This is a genomic window from Sphingobium sp. AS12, from assembly GCF_019097845.1.
In the GTDB taxonomy this organism is placed as follows: Bacteria; Pseudomonadota; Alphaproteobacteria; order Sphingomonadales; family Sphingomonadaceae; genus Sphingobium.
In genome coordinates, this window is the sequence record NZ_JAHRGM010000056.1 from 162,718 (window position 1) to 189,028 (window position 26,311).

The 26,311-nt window shown below is 61.6% G+C and carries 1 protein-coding gene (cut by a window edge); it reads left to right on the forward strand.

Annotated features, from left to right (window positions below; all coding sequences use genetic code 11):
• Window positions 1-26,311 carry the 5' portion of a tandem-95 repeat protein gene (locus tag KRZ98_RS24280; RefSeq protein ID WP_254798696.1) on the forward strand. 4,961 nt of this gene lie beyond the right edge of the window, so the window shows 26,311 of its 31,272 coding nt (coding positions 1-26,311); it begins with the start codon at window positions 1-3; the stop codon falls past the right edge of the window.

The window sequence follows — 26,311 nt, forward strand, 5'->3', positions numbered from 1 at the left end:
ATGGTTGCATCGACTGCGGATGAGCTACGCAAGACAGGCGATGCCGAAAACATTAAGAAGGCAAACAAGCTCTGGGTATCCTATTTCTTCGAGACGGCGGGGGGACTCGCTGGCGCTGCAGTTGGGGGCTACGTCGCTGTAGCGACTTTGAAGGGCTTTGGCGGATTCTGGGGACCGCTGGTTGGCGCGGTGGCGGGGAGTGTTGCCGGATCGTATGCCGGATCGGAGCTCGGTGAATATATCTATGATCAGTATCCGGATATCTTCGACGAACTGATCAATGGCGTATATGATGGCTTTGACGTCAGCGTGGCTCTTGGTGACGGTATCGATATCGATGGTTATGCTACCCAGCTCTTCAAGAAACTCGGTTTCACGATTGACCCGAATGACACCAGCGACGGCGAAGATTGGGTACTCGGTACTAAGTGGGCAAACGCCGCAGGCGGCAACGGTGACGACTTCCTTGTCGGCTGGAAGCCCGAATACCTCGAAGCGGGAAAGACGTTCGACGAAAATGTGAAGGCTCAAGCAGCAGCCGCTTGGGCAGCATACGATGCTCTGGTGGCATTGGGCCAGGCCCCCGAACCACCAACGCTCGAACGTACTGCAGGGGTTGCCCAGACCAACCTACAGATGATCCTTAACGGCGGTGCTGGCAATGATTGGGTGATTTCGATCCTTGGCGAGGGCGCGATCACTGCGGGCGGTCTTGGCCGTGACTGGATTTTCAACACTTCGCGGAACGGCGAGATCTATGGCGACACGATAGACGGGCTCGACCCGGAAACGGGCCTCGCCGTCGAGGACAACGCCGCCAACTCTGACAATATCTGGTTCTTTGCCGACACAACGCTGATGGACGCGCAGCATCATGACGTGCTGAAATATTTCGGCATCCCCATGACCGGAGGCGACGCCAATGGCGGCCTCGCGGGCCTTGCGATCATGAACGGCTTGCTCGGTAGCGCAACCGGCATGGCCAACATCACGCGCTACATGACAGGGCAAGCGAGCGACTGGACCGGTGAGGTCTATGTCGATCACATCCAGCCATGGATTCTCTACACCTTCCAGCATGACGAGGATGGCAACCTCGACATGTATGTGACGAATGCATTCGAGCAGATCTTCCGTGGCATGATGGCCGCCACGGGCAATGAGGCGGGCTCGTCGGAAGGCATCCACAAAGGCTGGATGAAGATCGAGAATGTCGACGTCGTCGGTTCACGCCTCGGCGCGCTGCAAGGCGAGCTGGCTGGCCAGGGCGACCTCAATATGGTGTTCCGCGCGGTCAATCCGCTGCAGGCACTACTGCCCCTACTCAATCTCGTTCCCGGCGCCATTGGCGCGGCACTTTATTATTCGGTATTTGCAGACTCGCTCCTATCGACGGTGGCGGCGACCCAGCGTTTCACCAAGGCGCTCAAATGGGCCGACGGAATGGACCCGCTCATCATCGACCTCGACGGCGATGGCATCGAGACGACCAGTCTCAGCGACAGCAAAGCCTATTTCGATGTCGATGGCGACCTGTTTGCCGAACGTACCGGTTGGCTCAAGGGTGACGATGGTTTCCTTGTCCTCGATAGCAATGGTAACGCCCGTATCGACGGTATCGGCGAGATGTTCGGTAGCCGCGCAGGCGGTGGCTTTGCCGAATTGTCCCAATATGACAGCAATGGCGACGGCAAGATCACGGCTTCCGATCTGATCTGGTCGAGCCTCCAGGTCTGGCAAGACCGCAATCGCGACGGCGTAACCGATACTGGCGAGCTAAAGTCTCTTGATCAGCTCGGTATCATTTCGATCAACCTCTCTTCGACCGCTCTTGGCGTGACGACGCCGCAAAACGCCCATCTGGTTTCAAGCAGTACGGTCACATTCAACAACGGCCGGACCAGCAACATCTTCGAAGCGCTGTTCACCGCCAACGAAGTCGACACCAAATTTGCCGGTGAAGCCGGCCTCGCGCCCTGGCAGTCCAGCTCCGAGCTTAATGCGAAGGGCTTCGGCTCTATCACCGATCTCGCCGTAGCGGCCGCCAACGACGTAGGCTTTGCTGAACTGGCGCAGGATCGTGCCGCGGCGATGACCACGCCCAAGATGAAGGACCTTGTCGCCAAGGTCGGCGATGTCTTGGGCGATTGGGGCATGACGCTCGAAACCAGCCAGGAGCTGGTGGCCGTCAAGCTCGGCAGCGATGGCGCCTTCGTCGACCGTGCAGTCTATGCCGAGGATGCGACCGGTGGCTACTGGACGCTCGAATCTGGGAATCCGGTTCTCGACGCGCAAGGTGCGACGATCGCACGCCCGACGCTGGAACAAGTGCTCGACCAAGGCTCCGGCTGGAGGCTCGAGCAAGCCTGGTCACCTTCCTCGCGTGAGAGCGCCCTCGCCTTCCGCGACGAAGCACCATATCTCATGAGCCAGGTGAATGGCCGTGCGGTCATTCTCGACTATGGCATCAAGCAGACCGACGGAAGCTGGGCGCTCGCATCCAATCCGTCTGTCTCCTACGCTTCCATCGACGCTATCTTCGCCCTCCCCCACGCGATCGGGACCGAATGGCGCCGAGAGGACATCCAGTTCAATCCGCTCGCAAACCTTCCTGTCGAGAAGATCGGCGTCAATTTCATCAACGGCGTCGCCGTCGACTATACGGTCCAGATCACCGACAATGACGGCAGCTTCTATGTCTGGGCGCGCAATCTCGATCGGGCGCTTCAGCTTCAAGCCAAGTCGGGCAACGCGTTCGAATTCAACCTGCGTAACTACCAGATCGATTTCGAGACCCTCGATGAAGTCGGTTCGACCGACGACAGCGTCTATCGCGTGGAGCTGCTGACACCGCAGCAGTTCCATTTCGCGACCAGCCTCGGCGGCGTCGATTTCCGCCCCGAAATGCTGTCCGCCACTTACAATAATGTGACCGGTCAACTCAGCTACAGCGTGAACGGCGTCGAAGGCGCGGGGCGTTACGTCAATCAGGTGGACGCCAACGGCAACCCCGTCCTGGTAACCTATTCCGATGGGACGACCGCACCGGCGACCAGCTATCAGAGCGACGTCAAAACGATGATCGCCATGCTCCAGCCGGTGATGGAGCAATATGTCATCACGTCGCGTCGTCTGGCGGTGCGCCTCGCCCTGCAAGGGGGCCTCAAGCCCTTTGCCCAAGGTCTGTCCTATGATGCATCGCGCGATGTGTTCGTCACGACCACCGATCGCCAGATGGCGCCGATGTTCGAGGCCATCTTCGCGGCAGCACCAGCATCAAACGCAAATGACGCAGTTCTCGACTATCTGACCGACTGGAACGAGATCCTCTGGCAGATCTATCCGGACTTTGCGCCGGATGACACCGGCGGCGTCCTTGAGGCGAAGGTGGGCGTCGATCAGGCCTACATCATGCAGATGCTGATCCAGGCGTACGAGAATGTGGGCGTGGACCTTGATATCCGCGGCGTCGCCCATGCGCTCTCGGTCGATGAGACCCGCATCATCACCCACGCGAGCGGCGACACGCTCGTCGAAGGCACGAACGGCACCGACTATTTCTACATGACCACCGGCGACCAGACGCTGCGTGGCGGCATGAGCTCGGATTATTACTTCGTTGGCAAGAATAGCGGCGATGACGTCATCTTCGATCAGGATCTGGGCGGAAATGACGAACTGCGCTTCACCGATCTCGATTCCGGCGATGTGATCGCCATTCGGGATGGCGAAGATCTTATCCTTCAAATCCGCGGGCAGACGAATTTCGTTCGGTTGACCGATCAGTTCCTGGGCGAACTCAATCCCTATCTGTCCAACGGTAAGCAGTTCCAGTCCGGCGTCGAGCAGATCGTCTTCTCCGACGGTGTCATCTGGGATCGCTTCCGCATGGCCGTGGAAGTAGCCGATCCCCGCGATACAGGCGACGTCTACGCGGGTTCCGGCTCGGGCGACGTGCTCTGGGGCGGCAAGGGCAATGACGTTCTCACCGGTGGCCTGGGCGGCGACATCTACATCTTCGCGCGCGGCGACGGCCAGGATGTCATCAGCGAACGCGGTGGTTTCTCGTTCGGCCCGATCAAGGCAGGCATCGACTTCCTCAAATTCACCGGCGATATCAGTGCCAGCGATCTGCGGCTGACGCGCAGCGGCACGGATACGACGCTGCATATCACTCTGCTCGACAAGCAGGGCAACCCGACCAGCGACACGATCGAGATCGAGGATTATTTCGGTGGGTTGTCGCTTGGCCTAGGCTTGTTTTCCGAGGTGTTCGGCAGCAGCGACGGGCTCGACTATGTGTCACCCAACCAGGTCGAACGCTTCATTTTTGACGACGGCACGAGCCTTGAATTCACCCAGGTTGCCGAGCGGGTCCTCGCAAACGCGAAGACCGCAGGCGATGACGCGATCTACGGCTTCCTCAACGACAACACACTCGACGGCGGGGCTGGCGATGATTATCTCCAGGGCGGCCGCGGCGACGACACATATATTTTCGGCCGCAACTATGGTCATGACGTCATCGAGGATAACGGCCCTAAATATGGCCTGTTCGATCCGCCGTCGAAGGACGTCCTGAAGTTCGTCGACGACATTCGCTGGACCGACCTCGATTATCTGCGCACCGGCAAGAGCGACACGCTGACATTGCGCGTTTCCGGCACCGATGATCAGGTGACCATGGTCGATTTCCTCGAGGAAATCATCTTCCTCGGTTATGTGAATGCGCTCGAGACAATCGCGTTCGCGGACGGGACCGAGTGGAGCTACCTTCAACTCCTCCAGCATTTCGTGGACGTCGGCCAGACTGGCGGAAACGATATCATATACGGGTTCGAGGGCATTGCCGACATCTTCTACGTTGGCGCCGGCAACGATCGCCTGGAAGGCCTGTCGGGTAACGATATTTATTATTTCGCTCAAGGGAGCGGCAATGACACGATCTTCGATGAGGAAGGTGCGGACCGGCTCATCTTCGCAAACCTCAATTTCTCCGACGTCGCCATCACGCGTACGGCGCTCGACCTTGTCTTCACGATCAAAGCAACCGGCGAGCGGCTGATCGTCGAAGGCCAGTATATCCGCGAGGGCCTTCAGCACGCAGCGGTCGAACTGTTCGTCTTTGGCGATCGCCTGGTTTCTTTCACTGATCTCAACCCGGAGGACATTGCGCTCGACCGCTTCACCGGCGGCGCGACAAGCGGCGCAGATACCCTCACTGGTTCGGACTTCGGCGAAATCATCGATGGTCGGGGCGGCGACGACGAACTGATCGGTGCCGACGGCGGCGACACATATATTTTCGATGTAGGCTACGGCAACGACGTCATCGTAGACCGCCGCACCCGCGCGCACTGGAGCGATCGCGACGGCATATCCGTTCCGGTCGACGACACCGTCGAGTTCGCCGCCGACATCCGTTATCAGACGGACCGGAACGTCGTCTTCACCAAGTCGGGCGATGATCTCCTTATCACCATCACCGGTCGCCCTGATAGTTCCCTGCGCATCCGCAACCAGTTCCGCAGCATCGATGACGCCATTGAAATCTTCCGCTTCGACGACGGCACCGTACTCAGCGCGGGCGATATCGAGCAGGAACTGCAGATCGAGGGCGGCAATCGCGGAGACAATATCATCGAGGTCAGCGACCTCCTTATCGACGTTCCCAACACGCTCGACGGTCGCCAGGGCGACGATACGCTGAAAGGCGGCAACGCCGGCGACACCTACGCCTTCACCGCAGGCTATGATTTCGACACGATCGTCGAAAAGCAGGATCGGCCCGGCGCGATCGACCGTATCGTCTTTGGCGCCTCGGTACATCTGGAAGACCTGATCGTCACGCGCGACGGCAGCGACATGATCATCGATCTGGGCAATGGCGCCGACGTCCTGCGGATCGTCGGTGGCCTGGGTACCACCAGCATCGAGGAATATCATTTCGCGGACGGCGCCGTACTGACCCGCGACGCCATCATCGAGCGCATGCTCACCGGCGGCGCAGGTGATGACAGCATCGTTGGCTTCGACGGTCGGGCCGACGTGATGTCCGGAGGCGCAGGCTCTGACCTGCTCGCCGGTGGCACCGGCAACGACATCTATAAGTTCGGCATCGGCGATGGATATGACGCCGTCACCGACACGGGCGGCATCGACCAGATCGTCTTCGGCCCCGGTGTGACCAGAAACGAAGTGACGTTCAGCAACGTCAATGGCGATCTGCTCATCTCGCTGGCAACCGATACCGATCGTCTCGTGATCCTGGGCGGCTATAAGAACGCCCCCGTCGAATCCTTCGTCTTTGCCGACGGCGAGACGCTTACGCTCACGCAAGTGCGCAGCTTGATTCTGGCTGGCAGCGACTCCAGCGGTCAGGATATTATCGACCTGCGCGAGCTCGATGTCACCGATGCCGTTGAACCCGGGCGCGGCAATGACCGCGTGCTGCTGGCAAATGGGGGCACAGTCACGATCAACGCTGGAGACGGCGTCGACCGGATAGAAATGCCTGCGGGCGTCAACGCAGCCACCATCAACTTTGCCGATTATGGTGCGGCCGACGCACTTATCCGTCCGCTTGCACAAGGTAGCAACGACATTGCTATCCTGTTCTCCACCGGCGACCAGGTCATTCTCGTCGATGGTATGGGGGGTGGCGCCCTGCCCTCGCTCCTCTTCGCGGACGGTCAGTTGCTCGATGGCGCTGCAATCGTGCAGCGCCTGGTCACCGATCAGGCGAGCAGCGGCGACGACGTAATTCTTGGCTCGAACCGGGCCGAAACGCTCAACGGCGGCCATGGTGCCGACTATCTCGCCGGTGGCGGAGGGAACGACACCTATATCTTCACGCGCGGCGACGGTGCCGACGTCATCGAGGACAGCAACGGCTCGGACGATGTTTTGCGGATCAAGGGCTATGCCGCCGCCGACATGCGGGTCACCTTCACGCCCGATTTCCGCGAGACCGAGATTTCGTTCGGTGACGGTACCGATCGCATTACCCTACGCCACGCGTCTTCGACCAACTATACGATCGACCGCATTATCTTCGACGACGGGGCGAGCTTTACACTGGCCCAGCTCGAAGCTCTCTGGCGCGGCCAGGGCACCGACAATGATGATAATCTGGTCGGTACCAACCTGAGCGCTGGCGAAGTCTTTACGGGCGGCAAGGGCAACGACATCATCGCCGGCAACGGCGGCGCTGACGTCATCCGCTTCAGCCGCGGCGACGGCCAGGACCGCATCCAGAGCACTACAGGTTGGGATGGCCTCGCGGTCATCGAGTTCGGCTCGGGTATTACTCTTGGCGACATCACCGCGCGCCGCGACGCTTCCGGCAACATCATATTGCTGATCGCTGGCAGCGACGATCGCCTCACTCTAGTCGATCCAATCGGACGCGTTGACGGGATCATCGCGTCGATCAAATTCGCCGACGGGACGAGCGTAAAGCTTTCGACGCTTGCAGCGTCCATCCCGGGCACCGATGGCGACGACCATATCATCGTCCCGGCCGATGCTGCCAATAACGGCTCGGACATCTATGGCGGTGACGGCAACGACTATATCGAAACCGGCAACGGCAACGACATCCTGACCGGCGGCAGAGGCGATGACCGTCTCGAGGGCAACCGCGGCAGCGACACCTATTATTTCGGGCGCGGGGACGGACAGGATCGCATTCTCGATGCGAACGTCGACAATGATGGCGGTATCGACACGCTGCGCTTTGGCCCCGGCATCACCCCCGACGACATCATTTTCCTGGGCGTCGAGAACGGCGCGATCCGTCTCACCATCGCTGGATCTTCCGATCGCCTGACCATCGAGGGGATGGGCAACAACGAGAACAACTATATCGATCGCGTCGACAACGTGATCGAGCAGTTTGTTTTCGCGGATGGCACTATCTGGGATGCGGCCGAGATTTTCGCTCGTGCAACCCAAGGCACCGAGGGCAATGATCGCATTGAATTCGGTGTCTGGTTCGAACGCACGCTGACCATCAGCGGCGGCAAGGGCGACGACACGCTCATCACCGGCAATGGTGACGCGACCTTCGTCTTTGATCGCGGCGATGGCCGCGACACCATCGAGGTCCCCAACCCGTGGAACTCAGTCGACACTCTGCGGTTCGGCGCCGGCATCACCGCCGCTGACATAGCCCTCACTGTCAAGGGCGACGATCTTGTCATCCGCCTGCGCGGTAGTGAGGATGATCGTGTCACAATCAAAGGCGGCGGCAGCATCTACGGCGAAGATATCGATCAGATCCAATTCGCTGACGGAACGCTCTGGGATTATACGACCCTTCGAAGTCACATCGTTTCCGAGGCCGCAGCACAGGCGATCCTTTATCCCGAGCGCGACACCAGTCCCTTCGGTTCGGTCATCTTCGACGGCGGCACCGAGGAACCCGGCGGCGGCGGCGAAGAGCCCGGTGGCGAGGAGCCTGGTGGAGAGGAACCCGGCGGGACGTCGGGCGATACGATCGTCGGAACAGATGGCAGCGACAATCTGACAGGCACGGCCGGAGACGACGAAATCCTCGGCAAAGCCGGGGCTGACTCTCTATCGGGTGGCGATGGCGACGACCATCTGGTCGGCGATGCGCCCGCTGATCTGGGTGCAAGCGGCTGGATCGCCGTCCAGGCCGAGCTGCAAAGCTATTTCGGCGTTCAGACTAACGCGCTGCTCAATGGCCTGGGTGGAACCGCGGGATTTGGCGAGGAGGCTCTGGCGGCCGGGAATGATGATGAACTTGTCATCGATCTACCTGCCGCGCTCCTCGACGCGCTCGGCGGCGAACTCATGATCAACGGCGAAAGCGTCACCAGCATAACCGTCGGTATCAACGGCTACGCCGCGCTCGGGTCCAACTGGTTCGACGTCCTGCCCTGGGACGTGGACAATGGCGGCGGCGCCCTCACGCCGAGCACGGGTGGCACATCGCAAGGCACAAACCGGGTCTGGTACGACTTTGACGCGGCAAGCCAGACCATCACCATTACATGGGATGATGTAGGCGCCTCTCCATCGGGAACGGTGCCCAATGCCTTCCAGCTCCAGATCAAGCTGCTCGGAGACGGCTCACTCGACGTCACCTATCGCTACGAATCCATCGACTGGGCCCAGGACTATGTGCCTGGCCTCGGCACCAGCGACCGTTACCTCGACATCCGCGTCCTTTCCGGGGCTAATCTGGCCCTCGACACAACCGCCGGCAACCTGGGCGATGATGGCGTCTGGTCGTTCCAGATCAGGGGCACCGAGATCATCGGTCTTCCCCCGAGCCAGGACGACAGCCTCTCTGGCGGTGATGGCAATGACATCCTCGAGGGCGGCGCGGGTGACGACTATCTGTCAGGCGACGGCGGCGATGATATCCTGATCGGTGGCGACGGGAACGATAGTTTCTGGGACCTTCAGGGCACCAACACGATGTCCGGCGGCGCCGGCGACGATGTTTTCTACGTCAGCCGCTCCTGGGACACTCGCAACACGATCGAAGGGGGCAGCGGCCGCGACACCTTCATCATCTTCCTGCCCTCCGAGAATGAGACCTTGTTCGCCGGCGAAGCGTCCATCATCACCGACTTCACGCCGGGCGAAGGCGGCGATTTGCTCGGGTTCGGCGCCGGTGCAGTGGAGGGCGGCGACGCCCTCTACCCATGGGAGCGCGTACTCCTCGTACAGGACGGCGACGATGTCCTCGTCCTTTTCAAGCCGGACCGCGCCGATGCTCCAGCCATTCTTGAGCTGGCCAGGCTCGAGGGTGTAGATGGCACGCTCCTTACTCGCGACAATTTCCAGCAATTCGACGACCGCGCGGAGATTCTGTTCACCGGCGACAGCCTCAACGGAACCGGCGAAGCCGACCTTCTAACCGGCGGCGCCACGGACGATATCCTCGACGGTGGCTACGGCAACGATACCCTCGTTGGCGGCGACGGGAACGACACCTTCCTTGATGCGGAAGGTCAGAATATTCTCGACGGCGGCGCCGGAGACGACGTCTTCGACCTGTCACAGCCCGATGCCGTAGCAGTCGCCATAGGTGGCAGTGGCAGCGACACCTACCTCGTTCGGGTTCCTGCGCTCGATGGTCCCGTCCAGGGGAGTGCTGGCATCTCGACAATTACCGACTTCACCGCCGGCGCGGGCGGCGACGTCATCACCTTCCGGCCGAGCCGCAACTGGTCGGGCTATTTCGAGGTGATCGATTTCCAACGCATCCTCTTCGCCCAGCAGGGCGCAGATGTCGTCATTTTCTTCCGGACCGACAGTTCGGCCCTCGTCGAGCTCCTGCGTCTCGCCGATGTCGATGGCAGCCTCCTGACGCTCGACAATTTCACCGAGCTCGATAACCGGCCCACGATCCTCGCCCAGCCCCTCGACCTGACCGGCACCGAAGGCGACGACGAACTCGTGGGCGGCGTTCTCGACGACACCATCCAGGGCTTCGGTGGCGGCGATATCCTCTCGGGTGGACCGGGCGGCAATGACGTGATCGACGGCGGCGAGGGCGACGACACATTCCTGGATGTCGGCACCGGCAACGGAAGCGACACGCTGACGGGCGGTCAGGGTCGCGACTATTACGAAATTCTCGCCTCGCAGGCGCCGGGAGCCACCGGTGTCGATCTCATCACCGACTTCACGGCCGGCGACGAGGGCGACATCCTCGGCATTCTCATGGACTTCGACCTCCCCGGCATCGGCTCGATCATCGTCACCCAGGACGGCGACGATGCGGTTGTGTCACTTGCCGTCTTGGACGATGGCTCGGTCCGCTACACCCGCGCGCTGGTCCGCCTCCAGGGTATCGACGCCGCTGATCTCACGCTCGCGAACTTCGACGGCAATGACTTCGAACTGGTCGAGAACCAGGTTATCGTCGGCGACGAGAGCGACAATCTCCTCGAAGGCGGCCTCGGCAACGACCATATCTCCGGGCTCGACGGTAACGACGAAATCTACGGCGGCGGTGGCAACGATATCCTCCTGGGCGGGGATGGCGACGACCTGTTCGAGGACAGCGTCGGCGCTAACGAGATGGATGGTGGCGCCGGCGACGACATCTTCTGGAATCTCTCCTACGGCACCCAGTCCAACCGGATCACGGGTGGCGCTGGCCGCGACCGCTTCGTCATCGGCTATGGCGGCGTCGGCTCCGGCGGCGGCGGCGAAGTTGGCTTGAGTGCGTTCGACATCGGCGCTGCGGCAGGCGCCGGCGAGGGCGACATCATCACGGACTTCATGGTCGGCGCGCAGGGCGACGTCATTGAGCTGGATTATTCGTCCGCCTTTAACATCTCCTACAACATATATGGGGCACTTGTTCGACAGGACGGCGCCAACACGATCGTCACGGCCGAACGCTATGACGAATTTAGCGGCACCTACATCAGCACCACCATTCTGACCCTCGAGAACGTCAACGCGAATGATCTGGTCGCCGCGAATTTCAACGGCGCTCTTATCTATCGCACCGATGATGTTGTGCTCACGGGCACCTCGGTCGGCGACCGCCTCAACGGCGGGCGGGGGAACGATCTCATCGATGGCGGCTATGGCCCGGACACAATCTACGGCTACGACGGCGATGACCATCTGATCGGCGATCCCGGGCTCCCGCAGACCGACCTGCCCGATCTTGGCAGCTATTTCGGGACACTCTCCAGCGCACTCATCAACACGCTCGGCGGTCCGCTCGGCTTTGGCGAACAGGCCATGGCGCGCGCGGATAATACTTATTCCTACGTCGCCATCCCTGAAGACTTCAACGGCGGCTCAATTTCCGTCGACGGGTCGGCGATTGGCGAAATCGAGGTGGCCGATGGCAGAGTTTCGCTGGGCAGCTTCTCCTTCAATATCTGGCCACAGGACATCGATACGCGTGCCGGCGCTGTGTCACCGGGCGACGGGGGCAACTCTGCAGGCAGCAATCAGGTTTGGTGGGACTTTAACGCTGCAACCAACACCATCACCGTCACCTGGGATGATGTCGGCCGCTATTATTATGGCACCACGCCAAACGCCTTCCAGGTCCAGATAAAAATTCTTGGCGACGATCAGTTCGACATTATCTATCGTTACGAAGACCTGCGCTGGACAGATTCCCGGGTGCCTTATATTTGGACACCATCGGGGGAAATCTTCTACCTCCCACTGCCGTCTGAGGGAGCCGCCGGCCTCGACACCGCGCTCGGCAACACCGGTGAGCCCGGGGTATGGGCAGTACAAATCCGTGGCACCCAGCTCATCACCGGCATCGCACGCGACGCTGATGACCTTTACGGCGGCAACGGAAACGACACCCTCGAAGGCGGCCTGGGTGAAGATCGTCTGGATGGCGGCGCCGGGTCGGATGTGCTGACCGGCGGTGCGGGCCGCGACACATTCGTCCTCTCTGAAAGCAGCGCAACAATCGCCGGCGCTGACATCGTGACCGATTTCGAGGCTGGCGCGAACGGCGACTTCGTCGAAGTTCCCTACTGGGCCGCCATCGGCGGGCTGGAGCAGGAATCCGTTCTTCTCAAACAGGAAGGGTCCGACGTTCTCGTTCAGAGCATTCTGTCTACGAATAGCGACGGTAGCTATGTCTTCGGTACCGCGCTGGTGCTCCAAAACGTCAATATGGGTGACCTCACGACCGCCAACTTCGGCGGCATGACGTTCGCCTCCTCCGAGGATCGGACGCTCACCGGCACAGACGGCAACGACGTGCTGACAGGCAGCCTTGGTAATGACCTGATTGACGGCGGCTTTGGTGCCGATTTCCTGACCGGCGGTGGCGGCAACGACCACATCATCGGTGACAACGGTGGAAGCGATCCCTTTATCGCACAGGGCCTCGCAGCCTTCGGACCAGCCTCTAACGCCCTCGTCAATACGCTGGGAGGCCTGCGTGGCTTTGGCGAAACGGTGCTCGCGCGCAGCGACGACGGATCCGAGACGATCGGCATACCAGTGGGCTTCAATGGAGGCACGGTCAGCGTCGAGGGCACCGCGGTCTCCGCGATCCAGATCTCGACGAATGGCACGCTCACGATCGGCTCGATGAGCATTCTGGTCTGGCCGCAGGACGCCGACACGCGCGCAGGCGAGCTCGCCCCCAGCGAAGGAGGCAATTCGACCGGCAGCAACCAGGTTTGGGTCGATTTTGACGCCGCCAGCGGCACGATTACGGTCACTTGGGATGATGTCGGCGCCTATGGCAACAGCACCACGCCCAACGCCTTCCAGGCGCAGATCAAGGTCCTGGGCAATGGTGATTTCGATGTCGCCTATCGCTACGAGCAACTCACCTGGGGTGGCAGCAGCTATCCTGGTCTCTACACATCGCAGCAAACGCGCACCCTGCCCATGCCCGCAGGCGGCCTGGTTACACTCGACACAACAGATGGCAACCTCGGTGCTCCTGGGGTCTGGTACCTGCAGGTTCGCGGGTCGAATATCTCGACCTTCATCCGCAATGACGACACCCTGCGCGGGGGTGACGGCAACGACATTCTCGAAGGTGGCCTCGGCTCGGATTCGCTCGAAGGCGGCCAGGGCGCCGACACGCTCATCGGCGGGGATGGCGCGGACTTCTTCGAGGATGTCTCGTCGGACGATGCCATCGATGTCATGACGGGCGGCAGCGGCCGCGACACCTATCGCTACATCAACCGCTACGGCATGGGTTCAGGCGAAGACGTCATCACCGACTTCGAGGGCGGTCCGACGGGCGACGTCATCAAATTCCTCAACTACTATTCGGGTAACCCCTTCCAGCTCGGTCTCCTTGTTGTGAAGCAGGATGGCGCCGACACAATCATTCAAACCACTGAGAGCGGCTCCACGCCGCGCTCGATCCTGCGCCTGCAGGGTGTCAGCGCGGGCAGCCTGACGCTCGAAAATTTCGACGGCTATGCCTTCCCGCTCGATGGCGCCGTCGACCTCGACGACACCGACGATGGTCATGTCCTTGCCGGCAGCCCATCTGACGATCGCATCTACGGCTTTGGCGGCGATGACACGATCTACGGCTATGACGGCAACGACAAGCTCGCCGGGGGCACGGGCAACGACATCGTCGATGCGGGCAATGGCGATGACTGGGTTTCCGGTCAGGACGGCAACGATCGTCTGGCAGGCGGCGCGGGAAGCGATGTCGTTGCTGGCGGCACCGGCGACGATGTGATCTTCGGCGGCACGGAAACCCTGTCCCTCTCCGATGACGACGTCTTCGAAGGCGGTCGGGGCGATGACAATCTCACCGGCGGCAGTGGCAACGACCTCTATCGTTTCACCCGCGGCGATGGCCGCGATACCATAAGCGATGCCGGCGGCAACGACCGGATCGAGTTTGTCGACGGTATCGATCCCGCAGATGTCAGTGTCGTGCAGATCGGGACCGATCTCGAATTGCGCGTCAGCGACGGCGGCGGCCGGATCAAGCTTAACCAGGCGCTGGGTTCAGGCAACGCCAGCAAAATCGAGCAGGTCGCTTTTGCTGATGGAACGACGTGGAACTGGAGCGATGTCCTTGCCCGGTCGGTGGTCACGACCGCAGGTGACGATAGTGTCACCCTTGTCGGCGGCATCACGACGATCGATGGTCAGGGCGGCAACGACACCCTTACCGGCACGAGCGGCAACGACACGCTGGCGGGCGGCCGCGGGGACGACGTCCTCAACGGTGGTCTTGGTGACGACGTCTACCTTTTCCATCGCGGCGATGGGCAGGATCGCATCTCCGATAGCGGCGGCGTCAACCGTCTCCTGTTCGGGGCCGACATCGCGCCGGAGGATGTCCAGTTGGTTCGCGGGGCCTCCACGGTCATGCTGGCCATCGCCGGCACCGGCGACCGGATCAACCTCGGTCAAGCAGCATCGCTCGCCATGGCAATCCAGTCGGTCGAGTTTGCCAACGGTACCGTCTGGACAGCCTCCACGCTGCTGGCGATGGCGACCGATCCCACGGCTGGCGACGATATCCTCTATGGATCGGACTATGCCGACGATCTTGCAGGCGGGCTCGGCAATGACGAGATCTACGCGGGCGCAGGGAGTGATACACTGCGCGGCGGCGCAGGCGCCGACAGGCTCGTCGGTGGTCTGGGCGACGACATCTATCGCTTCGGACGCGGCGATGGGCAGGATCTCATCATGGAATCCGGCGGCATGGACACGATCCAGTTCGACGCCGGCATTGCACCAAGCGATATCATTGTCGAGCAAAGCGCCGACGGCGCGAACCTTATCCTCAAGATCCGCGAAACCAACGATCGCATCACGATCCAGGGCGCAATGACCAACAAGGTCGAAGCCATTCGCTTCGCTGACGGCACGGTTTGGAGTGACCAGACTCTCCTCGAAATGGCTACAACCGCCAGCACGACCATCAAGACCGGCGACGCCGATGCGAACATCCTCGTCAGCGGTCCGGGCAACAACCTGCTGATCGGCAATGGCGGTGACGATACATACCGTTATGCGCGCGGCGACGGTCGCGACACAATCCTCGATGCGGCCGAAACCGTCTATGATGTACTCGAAATCTCGGGCTATGATTTCGGCGACCTCAGCTTCGCGCGCCTCTCCCCGCAAAGCGACGACATCGTCGTCCGCCTGCCACAGGCGGGCGATGAGATCGTCATCCGTGGCGGCCTCGCTGGCTTCCAGGGCATTGAGCGGGTATTGCTCACCGACAGCAACGTCGTCATCGATCTGAATGCCATTCGCGCCGCGGCTCTCGCCTCGCAACAGAGCGATGGCGATGACGTCATCGCTGGTACATCGGGCAACGATACTCTGGCCGGCGGCCGTGGTAACGACATCATTAGTGGTGGCAGCGGTGCTGACACCTTCGTCTATCGCTCGGGCGACGGGGTAGACCGGATCGAAGGATTCAGCTTTGATACCGACGTCCTGCGTCTCGAGGACCTCACCCCCGCCGATATCGCGAATACTGCGCGCGGCGGTCCCGACAATCTCGACCTCGTCATCAATTTCGTTGGCGGGAAGGACCAGATCGTCCTGACAGGGGCGCTCGCTTCGTTCAACCTCTTCACCATCCGTTTCGCCAATGGCACGGTCTGGAACCTCGACACCATGCGCGCCCGCGCGCTGTCCGACATCGACGGGGCCGGTAACGACAAGGTTTACGGGTTCGACAGCACCGATAATTTCGCCGCTCGTGGCGGTGACGATCAGCTGTTCGGCGCGGAAGGATCGGACAGTTATGCGTTCGCTCGCGGCAGCGGCAATGACACCATCCAGGACAAGCAGACGCAGACGGGGCCGGTGGATGCAGTCTTTATCGCCGATTTCGCATCTACCGAAGCGTCGGTATCGCGTCTCTTCCGCGGCAGCGAGTCGGTCATCATCCGCTTCACCTCATCGACGGACGACAGCCTGACGATCATTGATGCGCTGGCCGCCGACGGCAAGGGCGTCGAGATCATCCGCTTCGCCGATGGCGTCGAATGGACCAAGGCGGCGATGCGGGATCTCGTCGACAACCGCGCGCCTGCGGCGCTCGACGACGGCTATTACACCCTGATCGCCGGCCAGACGATCACCATCCTTGCGAGCGAATTGCTGCAGAACGACCTCGATGCCGACGGGGACCCCATTCACATTGTCTCGGTCGATGGCAGCGCCAACGGTACCGCATCGCTTGATGCGAACGGCAATGTGCTCTTCACAGCCAGCAGCAGCTATTACGGTCCGACCACGCTGACCTACACGCTCACGGACGGACGCAACGCTTTCGATACAGCGCAAGTCGATATCCGCATTCGTCCTGTCGCAACGGCAATCGAGGATCGCGGCTTTACCGTCGCGGAAGATGGCACGCTCAATATTCGCGTAGAGCGCTTGCTCTCCAACGATCTCGACGGTGACCGGATGATCGTCGGACAGGTCAATGGTGCAGTTGGCGGCACCGTCTCGCTCTCCAGCGACGGCAACATCGCTTTTGATCCCACCGCAAATTTCAACGGCACCGCCGAATTCACCTATGTCGCGAACACGCCGGAAGGCGGCTCCGCGAGCGCCAAGGTCTATATCACCGTTACGCCCGTCAACGACGCGCCAGTCGCTCAGAATGACGGTACGATAGAGGGTGTAGAAGGCGAATCCCTCACCATCGATCCGCTTGCTCTGCTGGCGAACGACAGCGATGCCGATGGCGACATCCTTACCCTTCAGTCCGTTCTCTCCAATGCTGACGTCACAGTCAGCATTGATGCGGACGGATTGATCCAGGTCATCCCGCGCGATTATTTCTGGGGGAATGCTCACTTCGATTACATCGTCAAGGACCCGTCGGGCGCAACGTCGATCGGACGTGTTAATTTGAGCTTCGCATCGGTCAATGATGCGCCGGTTGCCAATAGCGATCTTATCGTGACGACCCAGAGCGGAGATCCGATCCTCGAAGATAATCCGATTATTCTCAACGCTCTTGCCCAGGAGGTGAACGGTGCCATCGTGCCCGGGCTGCTGTCGAACGATACGGACCCGGACAATGACCCGCTCGTCATCGATGCCATCGGAACAAGCCATGGCGGCATTGCTCAGCTTCTCGCCAACCAGACAATCCTCTTCACGCCGTCCGCCAACTTCAACGGCGATGCCTGGTTCGACTATCGCGTGAATGATAGCCAGGGCGGCATGTCCTGGGCCCGCGCGACCATCGCCTATCAACCGGTCAACGATCGCCCCGTGGCCGGCAACGACGGCTACACCGGGCCGGGCCTCCAGTTCCTGCGCGGACCGGAAGACGTGGCGATCGAGATCCCGATATTGGAGTTGCTCAAGAACGATTTCGATCCCGAAGGTTTTACCCTCACCTTCGCGACCGATCAGAGCAGCGTTCCGACCGCGGTCAACGGCGACATCACATTTACCGACCATGGAACGATTATCTTCACGCCCGACGAAAATTTCTGGGGCGAAGCAAGCTTCTACTATCTTGTCACCGATCTCGAAGGGGCGGTCGACGACGGCAGGGTCACGCTCTGGTTCGACAATGTGAGCGATGGCCCTCCGGTGGCCCGGAACGATTTTGTCGACGTCCTTGAAGACGTGCCGGCAACCATTCCGATCTCGGTGCTGCTCGCCAACGACAGCGACATGGACCGGGATCCGCTCCGGTTCCTGGGCTTCCGGCCCGACCATGATCTCAACGGCACGCTCGAATTCGACGCGGATGGCAATATCCTCTTCACGCCCAATCCGAATGCCACCCAATCGTCCGGTTTCTTCTACCAGATCACCGACGACACCGTCGAAGGCGGCATCGCCGAGGGCTATGTCGATCTCACGATCATCGCCCAGCCCGACGACCCGACCGTCGTCGACGATTATGACTTCGCCACGCCTCTCGATGTTCCGCTGGTTCTCCGCGTTTCCGATCTCATAGCCAATGACTACGACGTAGATGGCGGGCCCCTGCCCCATTTCGTGGGCATTGACGAAGTGCTCGACCCCGTTGCGCTGGCGCTGGGCAACCATGTCAGCATCGGCACGGCCGAGGTGGTCACTTTCTCTGGCGAGCAGTTTGTCGTCATACGCTTCAACCCCGGCTATTCGGGCGAAGCGACGATCCAGTATCGCATCGCCGACCCGACCGGCCTTGAGGATACCGGCTTCGTCCACGCCACGGTTGAGGCAGTGTATGACGGAACGCTGCGCGGCAGCCGCTATGTCGACTATATCGTCGGTAATGCGCAGGACGAACTGATCCAGGGCCTCGACAGCAACGACTTCATTCTCGCGCTCGGCGGCAACGACCGGATCGAGACCGGCGATGGTGACGATGTGATCGATGCGGGCGACGGCGACGACATCATCGACGCCGGCTTCGGCGCCGACCACATCACCGGCGGCGCGGGCTTCGACACCGTGCTCTTCGCCGGCTCCAACGTCGGTGTACGCGCCGATCTTGAATCGCGGGTCGGCCAGGGCGGTACAGCCGCAGGCGACACCTATGTCGGCATCGAAGCCCTTGTCGGCACCGACTATAACGACCAGCTCGGTGGCGACGCCGGCGACAACCGCCTGGAAGGCGGCGTCGGGAACGACAGGCTCGAAGGTCGTGCCGGCAACGACATGCTGATCGGCGGCCTTGGCAATGATACGCTCGACGGCGGCGTCGGCGCGGATATCCTGGATGGCGGCGACGGCATCGACACGGCCAGCTACTTCGACGCCACCGATAGTTCGCCTTCGACGCAAGGCGTAACCATCTCGCTGGCGAACGGCACAGCCTCGGGCGGCGACGCGACCGGTGATACGCTAACCAGCATCGAGAACGTCATCGGCACCGATTATGCCGACACCATCGAGGGCGATGCCGGCAACAACCGGCTCGAAGGCGGCCGCGGCGACGACATTCTCTCAGGGGGCGCGGGTAACGACGTCCTCATCGGTGGACGCGGCGCCGATACGCTGATCGGCGACGAAGGCGAGGACATTGCCGACTATTCGCTGTCGGCGGAAGGCATCACGATCGATCTTGCAGATAGCATGGCGGGCGGCGGCGATGCGCTCGGGGACACGCTCTCCAAGATCGAAATCGTCCAGGGCTCCTACCACGACGACATCATGCGTGGCGACGCGTCCGACAACCGTCTGCGCGGCGGACTCGGCGCCGACCTGATCGACGGGCGCGGTGGCTTCGACACCGCCGACTATAGCGCTGCCGACGAGGCGGTGACCGTTGACCTGTCTCTGGGCCAGGGCCTGACCGGCGAAGCCGACGGCGACACGCTCGTCAGCATCGAGATGCTGCTGGGGTCAGTGTTTGCGGACAGCTTCATCGGGTCCACCGGCAATGACATGTTCGATGGCGGCTACGGTGAGGATCTGCTCAAGGGCGGCTTTGGCTCCGATACTTATCTGCTCGGCTTCGACAGCGACAATGACCAGGTCATCGAACAGGGCGCTGCGAGCGATATCGATCGCGTGGCGATTAAGGAGGGCGCGCTGCCCAAGGATGTCTCGCTGGTCCGCCAGGGTGACGATCTCCTGATCGAGCTTGAGAATGTCGCTGGCGTGCTCACCTTCGATACGATGCTGATCAAGGATCACTTCCTCGGCAATGAGAGTGGCATCGAGGAAATCGCCTTCGCCAATGGTACGGTCTGGGATCGCGCGAAGATCGAGGATCTGGCACGCATCGGCCGCTTCAACGCGGAGGATGACGTCTATCTCTTCGGCGTCGAGGACGAGGTAGCCGTCGTTGATCCCGCGACGCTGCTCGCCAACGACGCCGAAGAAGGCGTCGATCAACTGGTGCTCAAATCAGTCAACGGAACCGGCGGGGCTAATGCCTGGATTCGCGAAGACGGCATGATTGCCTTCCAGGCCCCGGCGAACCTCAACGGCCAGGCCTATTTCGAATATACTGTCGCCGATCCCTATGGCCGCGAATCCACGGCCCGCGTGCGGGTCAATGTCGCAGCCGTCAACGACGCACCGGTCGCGGTGCCCGACACCAATGCGGCGCTCCACGGGGTCGAGGACGAAATCCTGCGCATTCGCATCGATACCGTCCTCAAGGACAACGACTATGATATCGACAACGATTGGGAAGATTTGCGCGTCGTGGGAATCACGCCGCTTGTCGACGCGGACGGAAACCCGATCGATCCGTTCGATTATGACGGCAATGGCAGCGAATGGACGGCCGGAACCAATTTGTCGGCGCGCGTAGCCGGCGACTATCTCGAAATCATCTCACGCACCGACTTTTACGGCTTCGCCGGGTTTAATTACGTCCTCGAAGACCCGTCGGGTGCACGCTCGGTGGCGCCGATCGAACTCTATTTCGACGCGGTCAACGATGCCCCGCGCGGCTCCGGCGAGTCTGAGCAAAATGTCCGCTTCGGGCGGACCACTAGCATTGCCGTCGCCGACCTCATGGCCACCGCCTACGACATCGAAGGCGATGCCATCACCTTCGTCGGCCTCCATGCAGCCGCCGATGGCGACGCCGCCTTCAATGGCACCGCGGTCCTCGACGGCGCGACAATCGCATTTACGCCCGACGGTGAAGGCACGGCGGCCATCTCGTTCGATGTGATCGACGAGCGCGGAGCCAGCGCTACGCTCACCTATTTCATTGATGTTCTTCCGGCGAATTATGCCCCGCAGGCGATCGGCGACCGGTTCACGATTCTGGAAGACCAGACGATCATCATTGATCCCGCGACACTGCTCGCAAACGACCGCGACGCGGACGGCGACAGCCTGACTTTCGTCGGCGTCGAGCGTTTTGCCGATAACGGAAAGGTCAGCGTTAACGAGCTGGGCCAGATCGTCTTCAAGGCGAGGCCCGACTTCAATGGCAATGCGGGCTTTGAATATACGATCAGCGACGGCCGCGGCGGCACCGCAACGGGTTATGTCGCGATCGGCATCCTGCCGCAAAACGACGGCGCTACCCTGCGCGACGATCTCGTGACCGGCCTGGAAGACCAGCCGCTGTTCGTCATCCCGGCCGAAGCCTTCGGCAACGATGTCGAACCCGAAGGCGATGTGCTGTTCTTCCGCAGCGCCGGTGTGCAGGGCGTGCTCGATACCCGCTATCTCTCGGCGGACTACACGGTCATCGCACGCCAAGCCAACGGCGAAGATCTACCCAGCTGGCTGAGCTTCGACGCCGCGACCATGACCTTCACCGGCGAGGCGCCTGCAGGCTCGACAGCGACCATCAGCGTGATCCTCAAGGACCCGACCGCAGGCAGCTACGTGCAGCGCTTCACTTTCAACAGCGGCAACAACCAGAGCCTCGCTAACGGCCTGTCCGTGCAGGACACCGTCCTGTCAGGCTTCACGGTCCGCCAGGCGCATCACAGCGAGATCGCCTTCGGCGCCGACAATCTCCCCTCGGGCGCAACCGTCACGGCAACACTGTCCAATGGCGATGCCCTGCCGTCCTGGCTGATCTTCGATCCCGCCACTCTGCGCTTCGCCGGCACACCGGAAGCCGGCGTCACTATGCCGCTCGATGTCGTGCTCCACTTCACCAAGCCCGGGGCGCAAGCCGGCGACCCGGCCAGCGTCTTCACCGACACGCTGGCGATCGACCCGGCCTCGCTGGGAACGGGCATTGCCTATGAAAGCGATTTGGCCCTCTTCGATGTGAGCCATGGCAGCTTCTCCGTAAGCCTGGAAGGCGGCCGACCGCTGCCTGAATGGCTGGAGTTCGACGTCGACACGATGACCCTGGCGCTGACGGGCGAAACGCCCGACGCCAATGAGCAGCCGGTTCGCCTCCAGCTGAGCTTCACGCCCGACGCCCCTGTCGTGCCGGAAGGCAGCTATTCAGCCGCGAAGCGCGGGTTCACCCTCGAATTCGTCATCGGCCCCGCCGCGCCGCTCGATCCGGCGATCAACGCGCTCCTCCAGCAGAGCGACTTCTTCAAGTCCCAGGGCCTCTTCGCGATCGACCTTGGCTCTGCTGCGGACATCGCGGCGAAACGCGAAAGCGAAGCGCCGCTACCAGACTGGCTTGCCTTCAACGAGGGAACGCTTGCGTTCGACGGCACCCCGCCGCCGGCCTATGTCGGTGCATTGGGCGTACGCCTCGACGTCGCCGGCAATAATGGCAGCCTGCCGAGCTTCTCGATCCTCACCGATGTGGTTGTCGATAGCGGCTTCACGCTGGCGGACGGCGGGACCAATGGCATCGGCATCCGCACGTCGAGCGAGCAGATCGACCTCTCCGCACCGGAGGACTTCAACGGGTCGATCGCGATCAGCTACACGACGATCGACGAAAAGGGCGGCATCTCGCACAATAGCGGGACCATCATCTTCAACGTGCTTCCGACCGCCGAGAAGCCCGATGCAGTTGCCGATACGCTGGCGACCATCGAGAACCAGCCTCTGACATTCGCGCTGATGGACCTCATCGCCAACGATCGCGAGGACGACGGCGACTATCTGCGCGTCAAGGCAGTTTCCGCGGCCGGCCATGGCACGCTCGTCATCCATGACGGCATCGTCACCTATGGCCCGCCCGCCGCGCTCTTAGCGCCTGGGGCGACCTGGACGGCGAAGCTGGCGGACGGATCCGACCTGCCCGTATGGATGAACGTCGACAGCGCCACCGGCCTTGTCACCGCCACGGTTCCCTTCGATCTGCGCCGAAGCTTCGACATCGTCTGGACCGCGACTACCGGCGGCGACAGCCACAGCGCATCGGGAACGCATCTGTTCGACGGCAAGCTGGCGGCGAGCGTCACCTACACGCCAGAGGCGGGGTGGTCAGGCGAGGACAGCTTCTCCTACGTCATCACCGACGATCTCCAGGGCGACAGCAGCGCGACCGTGCAGATCGCCGTCGAAGGGCGTCACGAAGCGCCCTATGCCGGCCCCGACAGCTTCTCGACGCTCGAGCAAACCCCGATCGTCATAACGCCAGCGCAGCTCCTGGCGAACGACCATGACGTCGATGGCGATCCTATCCGCCTCGTCGGAGTCCTCAATGCCGCTCACGGCACGCTGAACTTCGACGGCACGACGATCGTCTTCACACCCGACGCCGACTTCAGCGGGCAGGCCGGGTTCGACTATATCATCAACGACGATGTCGATGGCGCACGGACCGGCACCGTCACCATCAATGTGCAATCGACCAACCATGCACCGACCGCAGTGGCCGACCTGTTCAGCACGGACGAGGATACGCCGTTCGAATTCACAGCCGCCGACCTGATCGGCAACGACAGCGACCTTGACGGCGATACGGTCAGTCTCGTCTCGCTTGAGACAAGCGGCGACCTGGGCCGCATTCAGCGCCTGCCAGGTGGACGCTACAGCTTCGTGCCCAAGGAAAATGCCAGCGGGACCGCGACCTTCCGCTACACGATCACGGACGGCCGTCTGACAAGCACCGGGACCTTCTCGTTCGAGATCGCACCGGTCAACGATGCCCCCTACGCCAATTCCGATGGCGTGGGCACCGGCAACAATCCGCAAGGCGTGTTCGTCGGCGACCAGGACACGGCTCTCATCATCGACCTGGCTACGCTTCTTGCCAACGATCGTGACATCGAGGGCGACAGCTTTGCAATCGTCGAACTGCTCGATGGCGACAATGGCACCGTTGCCATGGTCGGAAACACCGCCGTCTTCACGCCCCGCGAGGGCTATTTTGGCAACGCCGCCTTCTCCTATCGCGTCACCGACGCGCATGGCGCAGATCGCATCGGCCGAGTGTCCCTCACCATCCTGCCGGAGTTCAACATTCCGATCGCAGTGTCCGACCATGGGTTCGGCACGCTCGAAGACACCTATATCGATATCGATCCGGCCCAGCTTCTTGCGAATGACTATGATCCTGAAGGCGAGACGATCACCTTCCTCGGCTTCATCGGCGCGCCGGCCGATGCTTCGATCGCGACACTCGAGAACGGACAGTATCGGATCACGCCCGCGGCAAACTTCCATGGCACGCTGCTGCTCAGCTATGCGATCACGAACGCCTCCGGATTCCCGGTCACGGCCACTGTCGAGATTGAGGTCCTGCCGGTCAACGACGCGCCGATCGCGGGCGACGACACCTTGTCGCTCAGCGAAGATCAGCCGCCGCTGACGCTGTTCATCTCCCAACTGCTTGAGAATGACATCGAGCCCGACAACCAGGCCCTTGTCTTCAGCCGCATCGTCGACACGCACGGCCTGACGGTTACCACCAATGGCATCGGCCAGCTCATCATCACGCCCGATGCCGATTTCAACGGCGATGCCTGGTTCGACTATGAAGTCACCGATTCCGCCAGCGTCACCGACATCGCCCGGGTCGCGGTCACGATCGCCGCGGTGAACGATGCGCCAGTGATCGGCGCGATCCCTGCCCTGCGTGGGACCGAGGACCAGCCGTTCACGGCGACCTTGCCCGACAATCTTGTTTCAGATGCCGATGGCGACACGGTTCTTGTCGAAGTCCGCGGTGTCGGCGGCGCGGCTCTGCCATCCTGGCTTGCCTATGATCGCCAGACCAGGACGTTCACCGGCACGCCGCCGGCCAATTTCAATGGTACAGTAACCCTGGAAATCCTGGCGGCGGACCAGACGGCTACGGTCATCCGTCAGTTTGCGATCGTCATCGATGCGGTCAACGATGCTCCGGTCCTGACGCAGGCGCTGGCCGACCTGTCGGGAACCGAAGACCAGCCTTTCAGCTTCGCCCTTCAGACCGGTGCGTTCACGGACAATGATGGCGATGCATTGACCTTCTCGGTCACTCTCGCCGACGGCAGCCCGCTGCCCGCCTGGCTTAGCGTCGCAAATGGTGTGCTCTCAGGACAGCCGCCGGCAAACTTCAATGGCATTCTGGGCCTGCGCATCACCGCGAGTGACGGCCAGGGCAGCGTCAGCGACGCGTTCGATCTGGTGATTGCAGGCACCAACGATGCGCCCATGGTGGCGCAACCGATCGCAGACATGGCCTCGAGCGAGGACAGCCCGGTCGACTTGCTGCTCCCGACCGGAATCTTTACGGATATCGATGGGGACGTGATCACGCTCGTGGCCCATCTGGGTGACGGTTCACCACTTCCGGCATGGCTATCATTCGATGGTGCCCGGTTCACCGGCACCCCACCTGCCAACTATCACGGGACCATCGAAATCGAGGTCCGGGCGAGTGATGGCAACGCAAGTGCCGCCGACACCTTCGCGCTCACAATCACGCCGCTCAACGATGCCCCGGTCGCGGCTCTTGCCCTGGTCGATCGACAGAACCTCGAAGACCAGGCCATCGACTTCACGATTCCGTCGGGCGCCTTCAGCGACGTTGATGGCGATGCATTGACCTTGTCCGCCACCCTTGCCTCGGGTGATCCGCTGCCGTCCTGGCTGCAGTTCGATGCCGGCCGCTTCACCGGTCAGCCGCCTGCCAACTTCAACGGCCTCCTCAATATCGTCGTCGCCGCATCGGACGGGTTACTCTCGACGAGCGCCACGTTCCGCCTGATCATCGATCCCGTCAACGATGCGCCTGTTGTGGTACAGACGCTGGCAGATGTGTCTGTCGCGGAAGACATGGCGATCGACATCGCCGTCCCGGCCAGCAGCTTCAGCGATATGGATGGCGATGTGCTCACTTTGAGCGCACGGCTTGGCGACGGCGCGCCGCTACCATCATGGCTGGTTTTCGCAGGCGGACGTATCACCGGAACGCCGCCTGCCAACTATAATGGGTCCATCGAGATCACGGTAGAGGCAAGCGATGGCAGTGCCAGCGTCACCGACAGCTTCCTGCTCACCGTCACGCCCGTCAACGATGCGCCCG